At 68.3% G+C, this 18,454-nt stretch carries 14 protein-coding genes and 2 pseudogenes; 7 read left to right on the forward strand and 9 right to left on the reverse strand.

Annotated elements, in window-relative coordinates:
* Both ABZ887_RS25670 and ABZ887_RS25675 read left to right on the forward strand, forming a co-directional pair.
* A pseudogene (locus ABZ887_RS25670) lies at positions 1-531 on the forward strand (transcriptional regulator); the annotation flags it as partial.
* Positions 516-1,139: a hypothetical protein gene (locus ABZ887_RS25675; protein WP_361293315.1), complete on the forward strand. Its 624-nt coding sequence runs from the start codon at positions 516-518 to the stop codon at positions 1,137-1,139. The pseudogene ABZ887_RS25670 and the gene ABZ887_RS25675, both read left to right, overlap by 16 nt.
* 518 nt (positions 1,140-1,657) lie before the next feature.
* Here ABZ887_RS25675 and ABZ887_RS25680 read toward each other — a convergent pair.
* Positions 1,658-1,840 (reverse strand): annotated as a pseudogene (locus ABZ887_RS25680) (CorA family divalent cation transporter); the annotation flags it as partial.
* Between the two features lie 455 nt (positions 1,841-2,295).
* Positions 2,296-2,466 (reverse strand): hypothetical protein, encoded by a 171-nt coding sequence (locus ABZ887_RS25685; RefSeq protein ID WP_361293318.1) that lies wholly within the window; start codon positions 2,464-2,466, stop codon positions 2,296-2,298.
* Positions 2,467-3,471: 1,005 nt separating this feature from the next.
* On the opposite strand from ABZ887_RS25685, the gene ABZ887_RS25690 reads away from it, so the two are divergent.
* The 4 genes from ABZ887_RS25690 (at position 3,472) to ABZ887_RS25705 (ending at position 7,915) form a co-directional block, all read left to right on the forward strand.
* On the forward strand, positions 3,472-3,594 hold the full coding sequence (locus tag ABZ887_RS25690) for a hypothetical protein (protein ID WP_361293321.1): 123 nt from the start codon (positions 3,472-3,474) through the stop codon (positions 3,592-3,594).
* A complete protein-coding gene (locus tag ABZ887_RS25695; RefSeq protein ID WP_361293324.1) occupies positions 3,567-3,800 on the forward strand; it encodes a hypothetical protein in 234 nt (77 codons plus the stop codon). Before ABZ887_RS25690 ends, ABZ887_RS25695 begins: the two co-directional genes overlap by 28 nt.
* Before the next feature lie 150 nt (positions 3,801-3,950).
* Positions 3,951-6,653 carry a lantibiotic dehydratase gene (locus ABZ887_RS25700; RefSeq protein ID WP_361293327.1) on the forward strand — a complete coding sequence of 901 codons (2,703 nt, stop codon included), beginning with the start codon at positions 3,951-3,953 and terminating at the stop codon, positions 6,651-6,653.
* Positions 6,650-7,915 (forward strand): lanthionine synthetase C family protein, encoded by a 1,266-nt coding sequence (locus ABZ887_RS25705; protein ID WP_361293330.1) that lies wholly within the window; start codon positions 6,650-6,652, stop codon positions 7,913-7,915. The genes ABZ887_RS25700 and ABZ887_RS25705 overlap by 4 nt, the downstream gene beginning before the upstream one ends.
* A gap of 201 nt (positions 7,916-8,116) precedes the next feature.
* Here the strand turns inward: ABZ887_RS25705 and ABZ887_RS25710 are convergent, their stop codons facing one another.
* From ABZ887_RS25710 to poxB, 7 genes are all read right to left on the reverse strand, one after another.
* Positions 8,117-9,262: a helix-turn-helix domain-containing protein gene (locus ABZ887_RS25710; protein ID WP_361293711.1), complete on the reverse strand. Its 1,146-nt coding sequence runs from the start codon at positions 9,260-9,262 to the stop codon at positions 8,117-8,119.
* Positions 9,263-9,941: 679 nt separating this feature from the next.
* A protein-coding gene (locus ABZ887_RS25715) for an IS5 family transposase (RefSeq protein WP_361293333.1) occupies positions 9,942-10,759 on the reverse strand; the annotation gives its coding sequence in 2 pieces (ribosomal slippage) (positions 9,942-10,411 and positions 10,411-10,759; 819 coding nt in all).
* A 315-nt stretch (positions 10,760-11,074) separates the two neighbouring features.
* Positions 11,075-11,260 (reverse strand): hypothetical protein, encoded by a 186-nt coding sequence (locus ABZ887_RS25720; RefSeq protein ID WP_361293336.1) that lies wholly within the window; start codon positions 11,258-11,260, stop codon positions 11,075-11,077.
* 476 nt (positions 11,261-11,736) lie between these two features.
* Entirely contained in the window at positions 11,737-12,918 is a 1,182-nt protein-coding gene (locus ABZ887_RS25725) for a helix-turn-helix domain-containing protein (RefSeq protein WP_361293339.1), read from the reverse strand.
* 621 nt (positions 12,919-13,539) lie between these two features.
* Complete coding sequence (locus tag ABZ887_RS25730) at positions 13,540-13,746, reverse strand: hypothetical protein (RefSeq protein ID WP_361293342.1); 207 nt, start codon at positions 13,744-13,746, stop codon at positions 13,540-13,542.
* Between the two features lie 178 nt (positions 13,747-13,924).
* On the reverse strand, positions 13,925-14,263 hold the full coding sequence (locus ABZ887_RS25735; protein ID WP_361293345.1) for a hypothetical protein: 339 nt from the start codon (positions 14,261-14,263) through the stop codon (positions 13,925-13,927).
* A 219-nt stretch (positions 14,264-14,482) separates the two neighbouring features.
* Positions 14,483-16,213 (reverse strand): ubiquinone-dependent pyruvate dehydrogenase, encoded by a 1,731-nt coding sequence (gene poxB / locus ABZ887_RS25740; RefSeq protein ID WP_361293348.1) that lies wholly within the window; start codon positions 16,211-16,213, stop codon positions 14,483-14,485.
* A 1,366-nt stretch (positions 16,214-17,579) separates the two neighbouring features.
* Between poxB and ABZ887_RS25745 the strand changes: the two genes are divergently transcribed.
* A complete protein-coding gene (locus ABZ887_RS25745) occupies positions 17,580-18,368 on the forward strand; it encodes an acetoacetate decarboxylase family protein (RefSeq protein WP_361293351.1) in 789 nt (262 codons plus the stop codon).
* The last annotated feature ends 86 nt before the right edge of the window (positions 18,369-18,454 follow it).

The following is an 18,454-nucleotide window of genomic DNA, read 5'->3' on the forward strand; positions in this document are numbered from 1 at the left end:
ATCCGCGCCGGGCGCCGCGCGGCGGCCAAACTCGCCTTCGAGTCCGCCAACCGGCAGCTGCGCTCCGCCGTACAGGTCACCCGGGCTTCAGGGCTCATGGAGCTGGAGTTCTCCGCCCTCACGCTGCTCGCCATCGTCGTCAGACGAGAGGCAGGGTACGACGCCTCGACCTTCGATCTGCTGGAGCGCGCCGAATACCTGGCCCGCACCCTCGGCCGGGAGGCGGAGGCCGCCGACTTCCTCTTCATCCGCCTGATCGGTGCCCACACCTCCATCAAGAGCGGCCGCGGGCAGTTGTCCCGCCGCATGCACGAGCTCGGTCAGGTTTCTTCCGATCCGGTCGTGCAGCGCTACGGTCAGCTGGCCTGGGGCATGCATCAGTGGGACGTCGGCAACATCGGTGAGGCGTACCGGTCCTTCACCGAGGCGGATGTCACCGCTGCCGCCGGCACCGTCGCCCGGACGAGGAGACGCCGCTCCGGCGGGACGGCAGCACCATCAGGGAAGGGCCCTTCATGCGGGCGGTCATGACCGCCCTGCACGGTGACGTCGACGCGGCGCTGGCCTTCGTCAACACCTGGGACACCCCGGGGGACCCGTACGCGGCCACGGTCCGGGTCTACTACACGACCATGATCGCTTCCATGGCCGGGGACGCCGAAACGGCACGGCGAGCCGGTGAACGGTGGGCCGCCGCAGGCCTCGACCGTCTCCGCACCCAGAGGGACCACTACATCCGGCAGAACTGGTGCTGGGCGCGGGCCCTCACCGGCGAGGATCCGGCCGGCGCCGCGGCCGAGGCCGAGGAGCTCCTGGCCGCCCACCTGCTCGATCCGCCGCAATGGGGTATCACCTACCACTACGCACTGATCGCCGAGATGTGGCTGGCAGCCGGATCGCCCGACCGGGCCGAAGCCGCCCTCGACCGAGCCGACCAGGCAATCTGGGACTACGGCCAGCGTTATGCCGAAGGGCTGCTCCTGCTGCTGAAGGCGCGCCTGTTGCAGGCCCGCGGTGCCCCCCTCACCGCGGTCCGGGCCGCCGCCCAACGGGCCCACACGCACTCCACCGCACGTGGAGCGCACCTGTTCGCGCGACGAGCCGAACGACTCCTCTCAGGACCTGGAGGCAACGCATGACCGCAGGCCCTGATGAGGAACGGAGCGGGCTGACGGCCCTGGCCCGTGGCCTCTCGGCACCGAAGGGACAGGCACTGAGCTCGCCGAGCGGTACGGCTTCTACGTGATCGTCGACAATCCGTACCGCGAACTGCGCTTCGGCGGGCAGCCTGATCCGTCCCCGCCGACGCCGCCGGCCACGAGGCTGTTGGACCGCGGCCTTCCGGCAGATCATTGCGGAGTTCGCCGCGGCCGAGGCTCCGCTGCGGGCACGGGCGGTCTGCGAGGGGATGGATCTGGAGATCGCGCCCAGCAACGTCAACAGCGTCCGGCTGAAGCTCAAGCGGCTGGTCGAACGCGAGATCCTTTACCCGTCCGGCGATGGTCCAGGCAGTCAAGTTCGGTGTACGGATCCACGCGCCCTGCGCGGTGGGAGTGGTATTCGATTCTCCCCAGAGGCTCCCCAGAGCCGGTCGGGGCCCCGCTTTGGGGAGGTGCGAGAGCAAACAGCGGAAGCTCCGCGCGGGCGAGTGCTCCCGCTAAAGCCAGTCCCGCCGCTTGAAAATCACGTACAAACTGGCACATACAACCCCCATCAAGCCGATCGCGAAGGGGTATCCGAACCCCCAGTGCAGCTCGGGCATCTCCCGGAAGTTCATGCCGTAAATAGTCCCGACGAGTGTGGGAGCAAACAGAATCGCCGCCCAGCTCGAGATCTTCTTGAAGTTGTCTACCTGGTAGCGCTGACCTGCGGTGATATTGCTGGGAACCTCTCTGGCCTGGGTCGATCCGTCTTTCTGGGCCTTTCACACGCTCGCCCGGTTACGTAGTCGATTCTCCCCACGCGCTCCATGGCGCCGCTCATACTCCCCAGATTCTCCCCAGAGGGGGCAGGGGGATGATCGTGGCGGCGTGGTGAAGAAGGTCCGCCGACCATGTGCTCCGGTCGCACCTCGTGGCCGAGAGTGGCAGGAGAGTCAGTGCTGCGACGGCCGTAGCGACTACTCCGGTGCAACGCATAACGGGCGCTCCTTTCAATTGTCCCGAATGCGACCGGTGGACTCGACGAAGTACCCGAGCGTGGGCAGGGAGCGGTGGTTGGGCGTCACTGCGCCCTTGTGCGGGGGCAGGGTGTCCGGGCGGTCTATGTCCGGGCACCCCGCCGCGTCTCTCTTTGTCAGTTGTCGGGTCCGAGGGCTGTCAGGTCGAGAGTGCCTGTGGCTGCGAGGTAGCCGTTGGCGGTGAGGTTGACGTGGTCGCCGGTGTCGTAGTTTTCCGGCGCAGTACCGGCGTCGAGCTTGAGGGGCAGTGGTTCGGTGGTGGAGTCCGGATCGACGGGGATCGCCACGGCCGATTCGGCGGGAAGGATGCCGCGCCACCGGGGGGCGTGGCTCTGCTGACAAAGAGTGATATTCGAACCGGACGGGTGGATCCATCGGTGGATCCTGATGGGTTCGGCAACTTGTTCACGGAACCTGCGAGAGGGCACTTGATCGCATCGGTGTACGGAGCGGCCGGAAATCTTCCAGAGTATTTTGTCTCCATGTCTCAGACGGCGAATCAGCTGATGTACAACACCATGGAGCAGACGCCAGACCTTTGATTCAAGATTGCTTTGGTGAGACCAGGTTCTATTTGTCGACTGATGCTTGGCGTTCGATTGAGGAGGTGACGGGTCAACTTCCGGAGGCGTATAGGGGGAGCTGCGCTGTGTACGGTGAGGTGAGGCCGGTGCTGGTTGCGGGTGGACTCGAACTCGCCGAGCAGGTGGGCCCGGTTCCAGATCGAGGTCGGGCGATGATCTCGCGGCGGCAGGTCTGCACGCAGCGCTCCATGGTCGAGTTCATGCCGGGCGCCCGGATGTCGGTGACCGGTGCGCCGTCCCGAGGGGGATCTCGGCCAAGCTCTCCCACGTGATGGTCTTTGCTTCCTGCGTGCGGTGACGTTGACGAGGTGGACGGAATCGACGTCCCGTTCGGCGTGACTGAGTTGTACGCGGCGGATGAGGCTTCCCTGCGGTCGTACGAGATGGTCAGGTGCTGGATGCCCCAGGGGTAGCGGTAGCGCATGGCATCGTCACCGCGGGACTTGCGGATGGTTTCCCGGACGCGTTGGTGGAGGGGAAAGCCGCTCGTCGGGATGGCAGTCCGCGATCACGCCTGTGCTGTACGAGGGCATCGAGCCGGTCGTTTGGATGGCTCGGTTGAAACCGCCCTTTCGGCGGCCTGCCTCGCGTCGCCGCGGCCAGTCCGCGCGAAGACGTGCCTGGATCTTGTGCGGCGGCACATGGTCACCGGCTGGCCCGATCCACATAGTGGAGATCATCCCAACCACCGCAAAGAGGAGCTTCACCATGCCGGTCGCGGAACTGGAAGCCTTGTTCGACGTGGACATCGAGGAAATGGAGACCGCACCCACCGAAGGGGAGGAGGGCTTCATCACGCTGCGATGCCCGACGACGTTCACGATCTGCTGACTTCCCTGGCCGGCCGGGGTGCGCACCGCATCCCGGCCGGCCAGAGCCCGATCGACGAGACCGAGTTACCTGAAGGAGCTCCTGCCATGCCGGTAGAGGAACTGAACGCGCTGTTCGACGTGGAGATCGAGGAAATGGAGAGCGGGTCGATCGCAGCGGACGACGAAGCCCTGCCCACTTTGGTGACATGCCGCGCCAACTGCTGACCGCGCCGCCCAGCCGGGCCTGAGGACACCACCCGGCCGACCTCGACCCTGAGGATCTTCGTGAATGTCGTTTTCACCTGTACCGGGCAGTTCGTCGTCAGGGCCGCCGCTCTGCCTCGCCACGAGGCCGCTCGTACCAGGACCGCACCGGTGGACGTACGGGATCTTCCGGCGCCGTTCGTCGAGGCGGTCGACCTGGCGAGCCCGTCTCTGGGCCAGGCGCTGACCAGGGACCTGTCGGCGCGACGCGCTGATCGGGCACGTGAGTCGCTGACTCGCTACCTCCTTCGGATGGCCGGGCGGGCCACGCCGTTCGGCTTGATGGCCGGCGTGGCCCTGGGGTCGTTCGGTGCGGAGCCGGCCGTCAGACTGGGTGGCGGGCACCAGCGTCACGTCCGCATCGACCACGGTTGGCTGGCCGCACTCGTCACCGAGCTCGAGAGCGACCTCGGCCTTCTGGAGCAGTGCACAGTGGTGGCGGACGACCTGGTGTACAGGGAGGGCGGCCTTGCCGTGCAGCCTTTCGGGACGGGCGGTTCGCGTGTGGTCCGGCGCACTGTGCGGCTTACTCCCTTGGTTGTGGCGGTCCTGGCGCACACCGCGGAACCCGTGGGCGTCGCCTCGCTGACCGAACGCCTGCTCGCGGAATTCCCGGGGGCGCCACGCGAACGTCTCATCGGTCTGATCGGCGACCTGGTCGGTGCGGGCTTCCTGCTGACCTCGCTTCGTCGCGCACGATCGCTGGAGGAACTGCCCGACCATGAACTCGTCAAGGCTGCTCGGGATGCCTTCGAGTCCTACGCGGACGCTCCGTCACCGGCCACGCTCGCCGAGGTCCGGCGGCTCGCCGGTGACCACGAGGCCGTCCAGGTCGATCTCGCCCTTGATCTCGACGTGACGCTTCCGTACGAAGTCGCGCGTGAGGCCGAGCTCGCAGCCAGTGTTCTGCAGCGCGTGGCCGCGCCACACACGTCGCGGTCGCGAGCGATGGCAAACTTCCACGCACGCTTCCTCGACCGATACGGTTCGGGCCGGGCTGTCCCGTTGCTCCGGGTGATCGATCCGGACACCGGGCTCGGCTTTCCCGAAGGTTACGACGCCCGTTTCGCCAAGCCCGAGGCCGACGACGTGGACCGCCGCGCCGAGCTGTCGCGGCTGCTGGTCGAGTCACTCCTGCACGACGGTCGGGACGTGGTCCTGGACGATGGCACAGTCGACCGCCTGCATCGGCCCGCGGGTGTCCCACCCCGGTCCATCGACTTCTTCTGCACGCTCGTCGCCCGGGACGGCGGCGACTTCGAGTTGATCGTCTCCCCGCTGACCGGGTCCCAGCAGGCAGGCGCCTCCCTGGGACGGTTCGCTCACCTGCCCGGCTTCGGCGACGCCCTGCGGGCCCTCCTGCCTGAGGACGGGGTCGAACTCGTCCATGCGGTGGCTCCCGCGCGCTACGGCAACCTGCTGCAATCGGAACGGACGCTGGCCATGGGCCTGCCGCTCGGACTGCCGCCCACGTCGCCGGGCGACGTGCGACTGGCGGATGTCGCGCTGGTCGCCGACGCCGAGCGGCTGCGCCTGTACTCGCTGCGGCTGGGCCGGGAGATCGATCCCGTCATACCGCATGTGCTCAACACGGAGGGGCATGCGCCACGCGTCGTCCGGCTGCTGCGCGACGTCACGCTGATGGGTGTGCACACCTTCAAGGGCTGGAGTTGGGGCAGTCTTTCGGAAGCGCCGTTCCTGCCGGCGGTGCGCTACGGCCGTACGGTGCTGAGCCCGGCCCGGTGGCGTGCCCGCACCGAGGACGTGGGCGACGACGACGCGATCGCCGCATGGCGGTCGCGGTTGCGGGTGCCTCGGCACGTACGGCTCACACACGCCGACCATCGCATCGGGCTCGACCTGGACTCGCCGGTCCACCGTGGCCTGCTGCGCTCGGCGGTCCGTTCCGGGACCGTGGACGTGTACGCCGAACCGATGCCCGACCTCACCGAGGGCTGGCTGCGCGGGCCGGGCGGCGCGTTCGAGAGCGAGCTGGTCCTGTCGCTGCGCGCCCGACGCCCCCCACGACCGGGTCTTTCCCGCACTCCGCTGGCCGCCGAAGTCTCATCCGCGCTGCCGGGCGGAGAGTGGCTGTATGCACGGATCCCGTGCGATGTCCCACGACAACGGGCGGTCCTCCGAGACCATCTGCTGCCCTGGGCCGCGGCCGTGGGCGCCGACCGATGGTTCTTCGTTCGCTACACCGATTCGCTGGGCCGGCCCGAGTTGCGCATCCGGCTGCACGCCCCGGACCAGTTGCCGTCTTTGCACGACCTGAACGCTCGGCTGATGACGGCCGGCCTGGCCGGCCCGATGACCCTGGAGCCCTACGATCCCGAGGCCGGGCGCTACGGCGGTCCGGCGCTGATGTCGCTCGCCGAACGCGTCTTCACCGCGGACAGCCTGCTGGTGCTGCAGCGCCTGCGCGGTACCGACGACGCTGTTTCGGTCGCGCGTGATCTTGTCGCGCTCGTTCGGCATTTCCGCGCCGATGGCGAGCAATGGCTGCTGTCACACGTCCCGGACGATCACGCCGCGCGTCGTCTGTTCGCACCGTATCGGGCCGCGGCGCTGGCCACGATCCACCTCGGCGAGCCCTCACCCGCCGACGCGGTCGCACAGGAATGGGCCTGCTGCCTCACCGAGTTCGGGCATCGGCTGGCCCTCGAAGACCGCGACACCGCGCTTGCCGCCCTGCTCCACATGCACTGCAACCGCCGGCTCGGAACCGATCCGGACGCCGAGCACCTCGCCCGTGCGATTGCCGCCGGTGCGCTCCGCGCGCAGCGAGCCCGCGCCGCGGCAGCCCGATGACCCGGCCCTCGAAGCACAGTCCTTCCCCCGGCCGGACGGACTCCGCCTGGGGCGAGCACATCTGTGCCTGCCTGGCCGAGACGGACTTCACCGTGTCCGCACCTGGCCGGACGGTCCAGTCCGCTTCGCTCTTCGACGGATACAGCGGAGTCGCGCTGGTGTTCGCCGGGAGCGGCGACCCGATAGGCCGGGAAATCGCACACCGGCTGATAGTTCGTGCCGTCCAGGCCAGGCCGCGCGCCGACGGCGGCCTGTTGCTCGGGCTCCCCTCGGTAGGGCTCGCCGGCTTCCTGGCCGCCCGGGCTCCCGGCGACTATGCGAAGCTGCTCCGCTCGGCCGGCGACGCGACCGTCCGGGCCGCCCAAAGGCTGCTGGAAAGCGAGGACGAGCGGCTGGCCGCGGGCCGCGCCGGCGTTCCGATGCGCCACTTCGACGTCTGCTACGGACTGGCCGGACTCGCGCGGCTACTGCTCGCGGACCCAGCCCGGCGCCCGACGCTGGAGCACACGTTGCGTTACCTGGTGCGGCTCACGGAGCCGGTAACGCCGGCCGACCGGGCCGTGCCCGGGTGGTGGACTCCTGAGCCGGCTGTCCTGGCCGACCCGGTGGCGGCGCCGCGCGGGCATCTCAACCCGGGCCTGGCACACGGCATAGCGGGTCCCTTGGCGCTACTGGCCCTCTCCTCGCTGCGCGGCGTCGAGGTCGCGGGGCAACGTGCCGCGGCCGCGCGGATCGCCGAGTGGTTGCTGAACCGGCGCGGCGAGGACGACTACGGGCCGTTCTGGCCCACCGTGATCCCGCTTGAGTGTGAGGAACGCGGATCCGTCCACGAGTTGTCGCCGAGCCGCGTGGCCTGGTGCTATGGGGCTCCCGGTATCGCCAGAGCGTTACAACTGGCCGCCCACGCGTACGGCGAACCTGCTTGGGAGCACGCAGGGTTGACGACACTCGGTGCGGCCCTGTCCCGCCCGTGGGAGACGACCGGAATCCGGGACCCGTCCCTGTGTCACGGATCAGCAGGCGTCCTGCACATCGTCAACCTCGTTGCGCGGGACGCCGCCTCACCCGTGAGCTTCCGGACGTCGGGGCTTCACGACCACCTCGGCACCTTCGCCGATTTCGGCAGCCGCTTCGGGGTACGGACCACGCCGCCGGATCGGGCAGGCTTTCTCGAAGGCGCGGCCGGTGTTGCCCTCGCGCTTCGTGGAGCTGGTCCGGTCACCGAGAAACTGGCCTGGGACGCGGCACTGATGCTGTCGTAGGCCATCCGCCTCCTGCTCTCCGGCCCCCAGCGGGAGCCGGGGACGGGTCGGCAGGCTCGCAGAGGGCGGGCATCCGGCGCTTGCGGCCGGTAGCGGCTTGAGCAGGTCCAGTTGGCATCGGCCAGGTCAAGACGGACACTCATGTCGTCTCGGTCGACAACCGGGCGTTCTTCGACGCCATCAACTGGGGCGTCGCGTCGGTCAGACGAGAGCCTGGGCGTGCGCTTCGAGGGCCAGGATGACCTGGGTGAGCCAGGCCCTGTCGGAGAAGAGATGTCCGGACAGCTCCTGGAAACGCCGCAGGCGATAGATGACCGTATTGCGGTGGCATTGCATCATTGCGGCTGTCACCGCAGTGGACTGGTTACTGGCAAGCCATTGCCGTACCGTCCCGATGATCGGGTCGGCCCTTTCCGGCGGCAACGCGAGGACGGGGCCGAGAGTAGCCCGCATGGATACCGCGGCCGCTTCGGGGGCGCTTGCCACCATGACGGCGACGCGGTCGAGATCGTAGCGCACCAGCGGCCGGGACGGTCCGGCCGCCGCCGCGGCCACCCGGGCCTCGCCGCGCGCCTGCGGCGTATCGGAAATGGTGGTGAACTCGCTGCTCAGGCCGGCCGTGGCGGCCAGCTTGGCCAACACCGCGGTCAGGGCCTCGGGATCGACGGCTGCGCGAAGGGCGATCAACCCCGTCCACCCGGTCGCCCCGGGCTGGAACCATGCCGACTCGACCGCCCGAAGCGTACGAATGGTCCGCTCGGGATCGGTCGCGACAGTCAGTTGCGCAACGACGAAACGGGCCGACCGCGGGAGGTCGAGCGCGGATGCGGCGTCCCAGAAGGCCGACAGCCTCGGATCGCCCGAGATCACCGTGTCAAGCAGGCAGGCCCGGTTGCCGTCGCGACGGCTGGCGGCCATGCGGGCGGATTCGCCGTATGCCTGCTCCACCGCGCGCGAGTACACGTCCAGCAGTTCCCAGCACCGACATGTGGCAGCCAATAAAACGGACTGCGACGCCGGGCTGGTGCCGGCGAGGGCGGCCAACTCGCCCCAGACGACGGTGGCGCCGAGCCGGAGCGCCCGCAACAGGTCTGCGAGGGCAAACCCTTGCGCGATCCGAGGGGTGGTCATGGTTGTCGGTGCTTGTGCGGAGCCCTGAGACCAGCCGCCGATGTGCGCGAGTGCAGCGGCCAGGCATTGCCGGGCTGATTCCCAGTGCTCCTGACGGGAGACACGGACACGAAATGCCGGGACCTCGGCCCGGACCCGGTCAACGGTCTTCTCGGCCAGCCGGTCGAGGTCGCGGAGAAGCTCGCGGCACAACGCGGCGGTAGTCAAATCGTTCATCGTCACCCGTTCGGTGCGGCATACCGATCTACTGAAGTGACTCCCGAAAGTAGGACGCTCTCCGGAGACGATCTAGAGGCATCATGCGGTGTTTGGACGCTTCTTGCCGTCGACTCTGTCAGTCAGGCAGACCGGCCGACGTTCCCGGCTCGTTCCGGTACGCCGACGCAAGTTCTGGACGGCCATCTCGAGTGCTTCGCCGTCGACCGCGATCGCGCGCCCACCCGGACCCGGAGGGCAGTGGTGTCTGGGCGGGGTCGGTGGCGGTGCGGTGCCGGTCGGCCAGGTAGGCGCTGACCGCCCGGTCCAGGGCGTCACCGTCAACAGCCCCCAGCACACCGCCGGTCGTGGCCAGCGCCGTCGCGCGCCGTCATCTGAGCAGGTGGCGGCGGATCCCGATCACTGTAAAGGAGCGCGTTCGAAGCACGCCGCCCCACTCGACGAGTTCATCGGTGCTCCTCGCTCCCGAGACGACCGCGCAGGAACACACCACCAGGATCGCTGTGAGTGAGTACCACAGGCCCCGCCGTGTGCGGGTCGGGCGCCGAGTCGAAGCAGGGGCGCAGGTCGGCGAACCGGTCGGTGTCCAGCGGCCTCAGCTTCATCAGTACGGCGGGAATGGGAGAAGACACAGCGGCAGGCACGGGCCACCTCGTGATCATTGGGCTTAGACCGTGTCCTACGTGGTGAGGCGGACGAGGCGCTTGTAGCAGCAGATAGCCGCGGCGAGCCCGAGAAATGCCAGGTAGTTGCGGGGATGACGCTCGTAACGGGGGCTGAGTCTGCGGTAGCCGGACAGCCACGACATCGTCCTCTCGATCACCCACCTGCGACGGCACAATCGTTCGCTGGACTCGATGCCTCTGCGGGCGATCCGGACTCCAATGCGCTTGCCGCGTAACCATTTCCGCAGATCGGACCGGTCATACGCCTTGTCCGCGTGCAGGCGCTGGGGCTTGAAGTAGCGGCCGCGATGAGGGTCGTGTCTCGATTGGTGACCCGCCACCATGGGCTTCAGCCCTTCGCTGTCGTGGGTGTTGCCGGCCGAGAGGCCGACGAGGAGGGGCAGTCCGTTCGCGTCCGACAGGATGTGCATCTTGGAACCCGGTTTGCCGCGGTCCACGGGGCTCGGACCTGTGTGTTCGCCCCTTTTTTAGCCCTGACGTGGGCGGTGTCCAGGACGACGCGGGTGACGTCGATGAGGCCGGCGTCGTCGAGGCGGTGCAGGACCGCTTCGTGCAGGCGGCCCCAGACGCCGGCTCTGGACCAGATCAGGAAGCGGCGGTGGGCGGTGGACTTCGAGACGCCGAAGCAGGGCGGCAGGGCTCGCCACGCGCAGCCGCTGACCAGCACGTAGATGATGGCCGCGAACAGCGCCTCATCAGGCGCATTGGCCGTCCCGCCGCCCTGCGGCCGTGTCCGTTGCTCCGGAATCAGCGGCTCGGCGATCTCCCAGAGTCCGTCCGGCACGATCCAGCGCCACGTTCCCCGCCCCATACCGGGTCAACGTCCGCCTCACCACGTAGGACACGGTCTTTAGACACCACAATGATCACGAAGCCCCCGCCTGCTCTGTCATGTGCCCCACCCGGTCACAACCCGACCAACCGCACGCCCCCGGAACTTGCAACCGCCCTGACCGAAGCGGCCGCCTCGTTCTGATGTTGCGTCACACCACGTCACGATCAAGGCAGCCACCCTCGTTCCCGCAGCCACCCCACTCAAGCCGCTGAACAGCAGCAACGAGAGCCCGGATAAACCAATCCACGGCTGCCGTATCAGTGGCCAGCTCACCTGGTGCAACGGGGCCGACTACCGCTGCTCGGTGACGAGGTCGGCGTGCATGTTGTGCGCGGTCGCCACCACCTCGACGGCGGAATTCGGGATGTTATCGAGGTCATGGCATCCGCCGTAGCACTCGCTGGCAAAAGACGGCGACGACGAAAGAATGAGCGACGAGGCCAAAGTGGCAAATGTGGCCATTGCCTTGACAGTCATTGAGTGCGACATCCTACCCCCAACCTTTCAGATTTGGCAGGTCTATGATTCATGATTGTGATATGTGTGTTGCGCCTAGCGTGCAAGATGCCTTCGGGGCGACTGGTCGCGGAACTCCGAATCGGATTTTCGTCGATTCTCCGCGATGATTTCCAACTTCCCCTGCAGTCGCGGTCCTCACGCTACGAGGGGAGGGGCGTATCAGCTCTCCATAGCATGGCGGAAGAGCGGCGAGGTGCGGATCCAGGCGTAGTCGTGCGCGGTCACCAAGTTCATACGATCCACTGTGCCTGATGCCCTTGACAACGCCTGGTGCAAACCGGTTCTCGCAGCTGGAGACGTCCTCGGGGCGCACCGAGTCGTCAGCAGCATGATCTTGCCAGGAGCTCTTTGGCTAGGGTAGGGACGTTGTGCGCATAGGCATCCGACGGAGCCTCGCAAGTTCGCTTCCCCATTTATGCGCGCGGCCACGATTCCTACCCGAACTGGCTGATGCGGCCGTCCTTCCAGATGGCGGCGAGCCGGACCAGTTCGCGGTGGGTATGTCGGTCGAGGTCAAGGCCGGACAGTTTCTCTATCCGGTTGATGCGGTACAGCAGGGTGTTGCGGTGGACGGGTAGGGCGGAGGCTGTCGCCGCCCGGTCGAATACGTTGGCGGCGAGGCATGTCAAAGTCGCCGACAACACCCCTGAGTCGTCCTGGTCTTCCAGGCGGCCGAAGACCCGTTCCAGGATGCGCTCGGCCAGTCGGGGGGAATTCGTGAGGAACATCTCGGCGAGGAAATCCTCCGGGTGGATCTGGCCCCTATATCCCGATCTTGCCGCGAGCGTGACCAGGTCATGCAGCTCGCTGACGGCTTCCGCGAGACTGTCCTGTCTGGTCGGGGGATACGTGGCGAGGCTGACCGAGTGGCCGTCCAGAAAGGTGCGCCAGTCGAAGTCCGGGCCGGTGAGTCCGGCGACGCGATGTCCTTCGGCGTAAGCGAGAGCCCCCGTGGCGCGCAACCGAGCCGCCAGGTAGGAGTGCGAGGCGGCCGAACCACCGACCATCGCCACCACGAACGGGCTGTAGAACTCGGCGAACCTGAACCCCAGCCGGTCGGCCCGGTCGTGATCCTCGATCGTGGCCGGAGAGCGGTCACAGATCCGGACGAACAGCGTGCCCGCCCGGTAGTTGTCGCTGGAGGACAGCAGCTCTCGGTGGTCGTCGAAGGCCCGCTTGATCGTTCTTGAGGCAATGTCCAGAAAAGCCCACAGAACATCCATGTGCGGCGGAAGGCAGCCCCAGTCCTCGGCCGGCACGGACCTCAGCAGGACGCCCCACAGGGCTCGTGCCGTCGCGGAACAGACACGGAAGGCGTCCTCGGCCGCCAGGCCGCTCCCGGCGACGGCGCGGGCGGCCTCGTACAACTCGGACAGCGTGTACTGGCCGGGTTGGATTCCGCTCGCCATCCAGTGGCTGATCAGTTCGGCGCTCCGGCGGATCAGGTTCTCCCAGGAGACCGCCTGGTCGCTGTCGTCGCCAAGGCGGCCGGCCGGAGCTGCCGGGAACACAGGTGCCACCTGCCGGGCGACCATGTCCGCGTCAAGGCACTGAATGATGCGGCGGACCCGGCGGGCGGTTGAGGACTCGGCAACGGGGCGGGACAGGTCGTGCACGCTGTTCCTCTCCAGAAGTCGGCTCTGTGGCCGTTGACGTGATCGCGGGCCAATCTAAGGAGCCAGGCAGGTGCCGCTATAGAACGGTCCTGCTCCGCTTCGCCGGTAATTGCTCCCGGCTGGACCTTCCCGCCCTGGGCCTGGCCGCGGCATCGGACGGGGGCGCTCTCGGTCGGCACCGGCTCGCGAAACACAGCGGAACACAGCAGCCGGATCGCGTATCAGCCGTGGGAGGCGCTCGGTGTCGCGGACTGGAGAACTTGAACTTCCCGACACCGCCCGGAAGCAGGGGCGGCATCGGAGGGGCGCCGTTCCTCGATGGGCGGGACTTGCCGCTCGCCGCCGCTCACCTGGTCGCCGAAACGATCTCAAAGCGAGGTCTGTCGCCTGGGGTACTGCCCGCCGAGGTCGCAGAAGCCGGGCGCCCACGGCTGTGTCCGGTTCGGAGACTTCCCTGCCTGCCGTTGGCGGGCTCACCCGCCGTCGCCGACGGTACCCGGCGGTGCGTCATCGTCCCGCTCGTACTGGCCGGACAGCCTGCGCTGTCGTGACGATCACCGGTTCGACACTCTGGTCGACCTCGCGTGTTGCCGGTGTGCCGCACTGGGTTGCCGCACCGGATCAGGTGTACGGCGGCGCGCTGCCGGTGGCCGGATCGCCGCGTCCGGTCCACGGCAGTGGGAAGAGCCCTGGCAGGTGTTCCGGTTCGCCGGACCGCCCGGTGCGTCCGAGGGCCAGCACGACGAGGACGCCGCAGATGGCCCACAGGGTGAGTACGAGGAGGGGCGTTTCGGTTGCGGCGTCGGGGAAGTAGACGACGTCCCGCATGATCGTGACACCCGCGCAGGGCGCCGAGTGCTGAGTCGAGGATGACGGCGCCGCCAAGGCCGGACAGCGGCGCGTAGAGGGCCATGGACTTTATCCGTATGCCGCGGCGGCGGAGTGTCTCCGGGCATGCACCCTTGGCGACCGTGAGGACTGACGCTGCAAGGTAGTCGTCGATGATTCAGCCGGTCACCGCGTAGTAAGGAGGTGAGGCCGCGCCCGTCGCCGGGCTGTGGCGGTACGAGGTGTTGATGTGGGGCTGCCGGTACAAGGCGGTGCTGGCCCGGGTCAGGACGTCCGAGACGCCCTCGGCAACGGCGGGACCGCCTGTGCCGGCGACCGGCACGGTGTCGGTCCGTGGTGCCGGGCCGATCACGAGCGTCGCGGCGACCCGCCGGTACCCGACTCGCTGTGCCGCTGGTGCTGCTTCGGTGACAGCAGTCGCCGTCAGCGGGTGGCCGAGCAGCGTGTCGAGCCGCGCCGCGACCGTGATGGCCATGCCGACCGGGGCGGCGATCACGACCGGCGTTCGGTGGAGGGCCGGCTGATGCGAGGCGCCGACGAAGGACAGGATGAAGGAGAACTAACTACAGGAGGAGAACACAGGTGACAAACGCGACGGTACGCGGGGCGACGGCGTTGCGCAGGTCCGCGTCGGGCACGGTGCCCCACCGTGCGGGTGGTGCGGGAACGGTACCGTGTTTCCGCGTGCCGCGCCGTTGACCGTGCGGTACGGGGCTCAGGAAAGTACCCGGTGCATGATGTTCTCCTGGGCGGGATCCATGAGTTCGTCGCCACGTCCGGAGAGGATCAGACGGCCCTCGAACAGGCTCTTGCCTTTGCCCCGGCCGCGCGTGACGTATGGCGGGACGGAGAGTTTCTGCTGGGCGGTCCGTACGTCGACGAGGGCGGGTCCCGGATGGTCGAACGCTTCACGCAGGGCCGGGCGCAGCCCGCTCGGATGCTCGACACGAATGCCGTGGATACCCATGGCGCGGGCGACCGCGGCGAAATCGGGGTTCGAGAGCTTGGTACCGAACGGTGGGATGTCGTCTGCTGCCATCGCCTGTTCGGCGAAGGCGAGCGCCTCGTTGTCGAACACGACGATCTTGACCGGGAGATCGTGCTGGCGGAGTGTGATGAGGTCGCCGAGCAGCACGGCGATGCCGCCGTCTCCTGACAGTGCGATCACCTGGCGGCCGGGGCAGGCCGACTGGGCGCCGATGGCATGCGGGATCGCGTTGGCCACCGTCCCGTGGTTGAACGAGCCGATGAGCCGGCGTCTGCCGTTCATCTTCAGCTGCCGGGCCGCCCAGATGATCGGCGAGCCGCCGTCGGGGATGAAGACGGCGTCGCCGCTGGCCTCTTCGTCGACCGTGGTCGCGACGCACTGCGGGTGGAGCGGCGCACGGTCGTGGTCGGCAGCGGCCAGGCGGGCGAGTTCGCGCCGGGTTCTGGCGTAGTGGTCGCGCATCCGGCGCAGGTGGCTGCTCCTTTTGGTACTCAGGAGCGGAAGCAGGGCGCAGAGGGTGTCCTTCACGGTCCCGGCCAGTGAGTGCCGGACCGCAATCCGGCGGCCGATCTGCTCCCCGCGGATGTCGACCTGGACGACCGGTACACCTGGTGGATAGAAGTCCCGGTAGGGGAAATCGGCGCCGAGCACGAGGAGTGCGTCGCAGCTCTCCATCGCGCGGTAGCCCGACGAGAACCCGAGCAGACCGGTCATCCCCACGTCGTACGCATTGTCGTACTCGACGTGTTCCTTGCCGCGCAACGTGTGGACGACCGGCGCCTTCAGAACGCGCGCCGCCTCCACGAGTTCTCCGTGTGCCCCCGCGCACCCGGCACCGGCCAGGATCGTGACGCGTCCCGCAGAGTTCAGCGTGGCCGCGGCAGCGGCCAGCTCATCGTGTACTGGTCGGATGACGGACGCCGAGCGGAGCACGGGTGTCGCCGGCTCCCGGTCCGCTGCGTCGGCGAGCAGGATGTCGCCCGGGACGATCACGACGGCAGGCCCTTCCTTGTTCACCGCGGTTCGCATGGCGATCGACAGGACCCGGGGCAGTTGGGCAGCGTTGCCGATCAGTTCGCAGTAGACGGCGGTCTCCCGGAAGAGTTCCTGCGGGTGCGTCTCCTGGAAATACTGGCTGCCTATCTCCTCGCTCGGGATGTGCGCGGCGATCACAAGAACGGGTACGCGGCTGCGCGCCGCGTCGTACAGGCCGTTGACCAGGTGGGTGTTTCCGGGCCCGCAACTGGCCGCGCAGACGGCGAGTTGCCCGGTCAGTGCCGCCTCGGCGGCTGCGGCCAACGCCGCGGTCTCCTCGTGCCGGACATGCACCCACCGAATGTCACCAGCGCGGCGCAGCGCATCGGTGAAGCCGCTCAGCGACTCGCCCGGCAGCCCGTACACGCGGCGGACGCCACTTGCCTGCAAGTGCGCGACGACCGCATGGGCGACGGAAGTCACACCGTGTCCTCTCGCCGCGACGGCAGCGACGGGCAATCTGTCAGCATGCTGTGCCTCTCAGTGATGGTAAGGGCCGCTCAGGTGTTCAATGGCTTCGGCGGCCGGATGTCCCGTTTCCCGGTGGGCCGGATCGCGCGGTCGACGGTGAGGCGCCGCGGAACCAGTTGATGTCCCATGGTTCGAGGTCGTGACGGTGTTCATGGCGTGCCGGTAGCCGGAGGCGGCGGCACAGCCCTCGATGCGAACACGCTGAACGGCCCCGCGGGCCGAGGACCGGACGGGCACGTCCGGGATCTATGGGGGGCTCGGAGGTGATGTCGTACGGGTGAGGTCTCCCGCAGCGCGGCGAGTGGATCGGCACGCTCGGCACCTGGATCGTTCTGCGAGATCAGTTGGTCGCGCCTGCCGTCCTCAAAGCCTCGTCGGAGATGACGAGCCTCAGCATGGCCGGGGTCCTTGTGGGTGGTGGCACAACGATGTGGCCTGCGATGGTGCAGGCGCACAACCTGGCCGACCGGTGGCGCGCGAGGCACCAGCATGCGGTCCCCGCCCCGGTCCTTCGGCGACAGACGGGTCAGCCCCTCGGTCCGGAAAGAGCGTGGTGCGGGGAGAGCGTGGTGCGGGTACCCAAACCCGCCGCTGGATCTTGGGCACGCTCACAACGGCCACGTTGCCAGGATGACGCCATGGATGCTTCACCAGTCGTTGTCTGCTGTCCAGGGCAGGTGGTTGGCATGACCGACCGGAAGCACCAGGTCGGGCGGCAGCGGCCGGGGCGGGATCGTCGCGGCAGGCGGCCTCGGCCTCGACCCGGGCAAGAGCGGCACACCATCGCTCCGTGAGCCCCGGGCCACAGCAGCCGGCATGGGCTAGGTCACGGCCCGCCCCACCATGACGACCGGGGGCCGCCGGCCCGGCGATCGCCATCGATCGCTGCTTCGGCGGCACCTTCGCGAAGCTCCTGGTCGGCAACGCGCTAGGGCCGGCCGACGTGTCGATCGAGGGCACGGGCGTGAGGACTCAGGCCGATGTCGTCCACGAGGGATTTCCACCACACACTGGGCACGCCATCCTGACAAGGGCTGCAGGCTGCGTGCGGCCGCCACGAAGCCCGAAGCCCGAAGCCCGGAGCGACCTGTCCGGGGGTGCCTGACGAGTTGCACCCCGCAGCCGCTGCGCACCTGGCGTGCGCCCAGCGGCCTTCTCGGCCGCAGGCCGAACGGTCGCCAGCATCCACCAGGCGCGCTATGTGACGCCCCTTCAACTTCCGTCCACGACTATCCCGCCTGTCATCAGCGTCCGGCGCTCGACCGCCGAAGCCGACGGCGGGTTGACCACGTTCCCATAGCTAGGAGGAGATCGACCGATGCTGCAGGGCTACACCGTCCCGCTGTCTCCGCGCGGAATTGCGAACCTCGCGCCGAAGCCGCCGTGGCACTACGCCGGCACCGTCGTCGGGGCCGAGTTCTGGACCGACCCCGCGGCCGCCGCGGCCGCCCTTCCCGAGGGCCTGACCCCCGACCCGTCGTCCAACGGGCACGGCACCGTCCTGTTCATCGACTGGCAGTACTCCGGATCGCAGGACGAGTACCTGGACCCCGTCCGCAGTCAGTACCGCGAGTTCTTCGTGCTGCTCGATGCCCACTGGCAGGGCACTCCGGTCTCCTGGTGCCCGTACATCTATGTCGACAACGACCACGCTCTGGCCCGCGGCTGGATCCAGGGCTTCCCGAAGAAGATCGGCAGCGTTCACCAGACCAGGACGTTCACCGTGCCCAACCAGGCCGCCCCCGCGCTCGGGCCCGGCGGCAGGTTCGCCGCCACGGTCTCCACCGCCGGGTACCGCCTGGCCAACCTGCTGGTGACCCTCACCGAACCCGTGGCCGACCCGAGAGCGCTGGCCGGCCGACCCACGGTGAATCTGCGGCATTTCCCGCAACTGGCCGCGGAGCACCAGGACAAGCCCGCCGTCCACGAACTGGTCATGGCCCTGTTCGACGACCCGAGAGTCGCGCACGCATGGACGGGCACCAGTGAACTTGAGTTCCCCGACGTCCCGGGCGAGGAACTGTACGACCTGGCGCCGGTCCGGACCGGCGCAGGCTTCCGATTCGAACTGTCGTACACAGTCACCGACCTGCGCACTCTCGGCTGAGTACCTGATGCCCTGCCGGGTCCTGGCGTTCGAACTGTTCGGCCGCCGACCCCGCCGGAGGCGACGACCGTGGTCATCGGCAGCGA

The organism is Streptomyces sp. NPDC047061 (assembly GCF_040643955.1).
Lineage (GTDB): Bacteria > Actinomycetota > Actinomycetes > Streptomycetales > Streptomycetaceae > Streptomyces.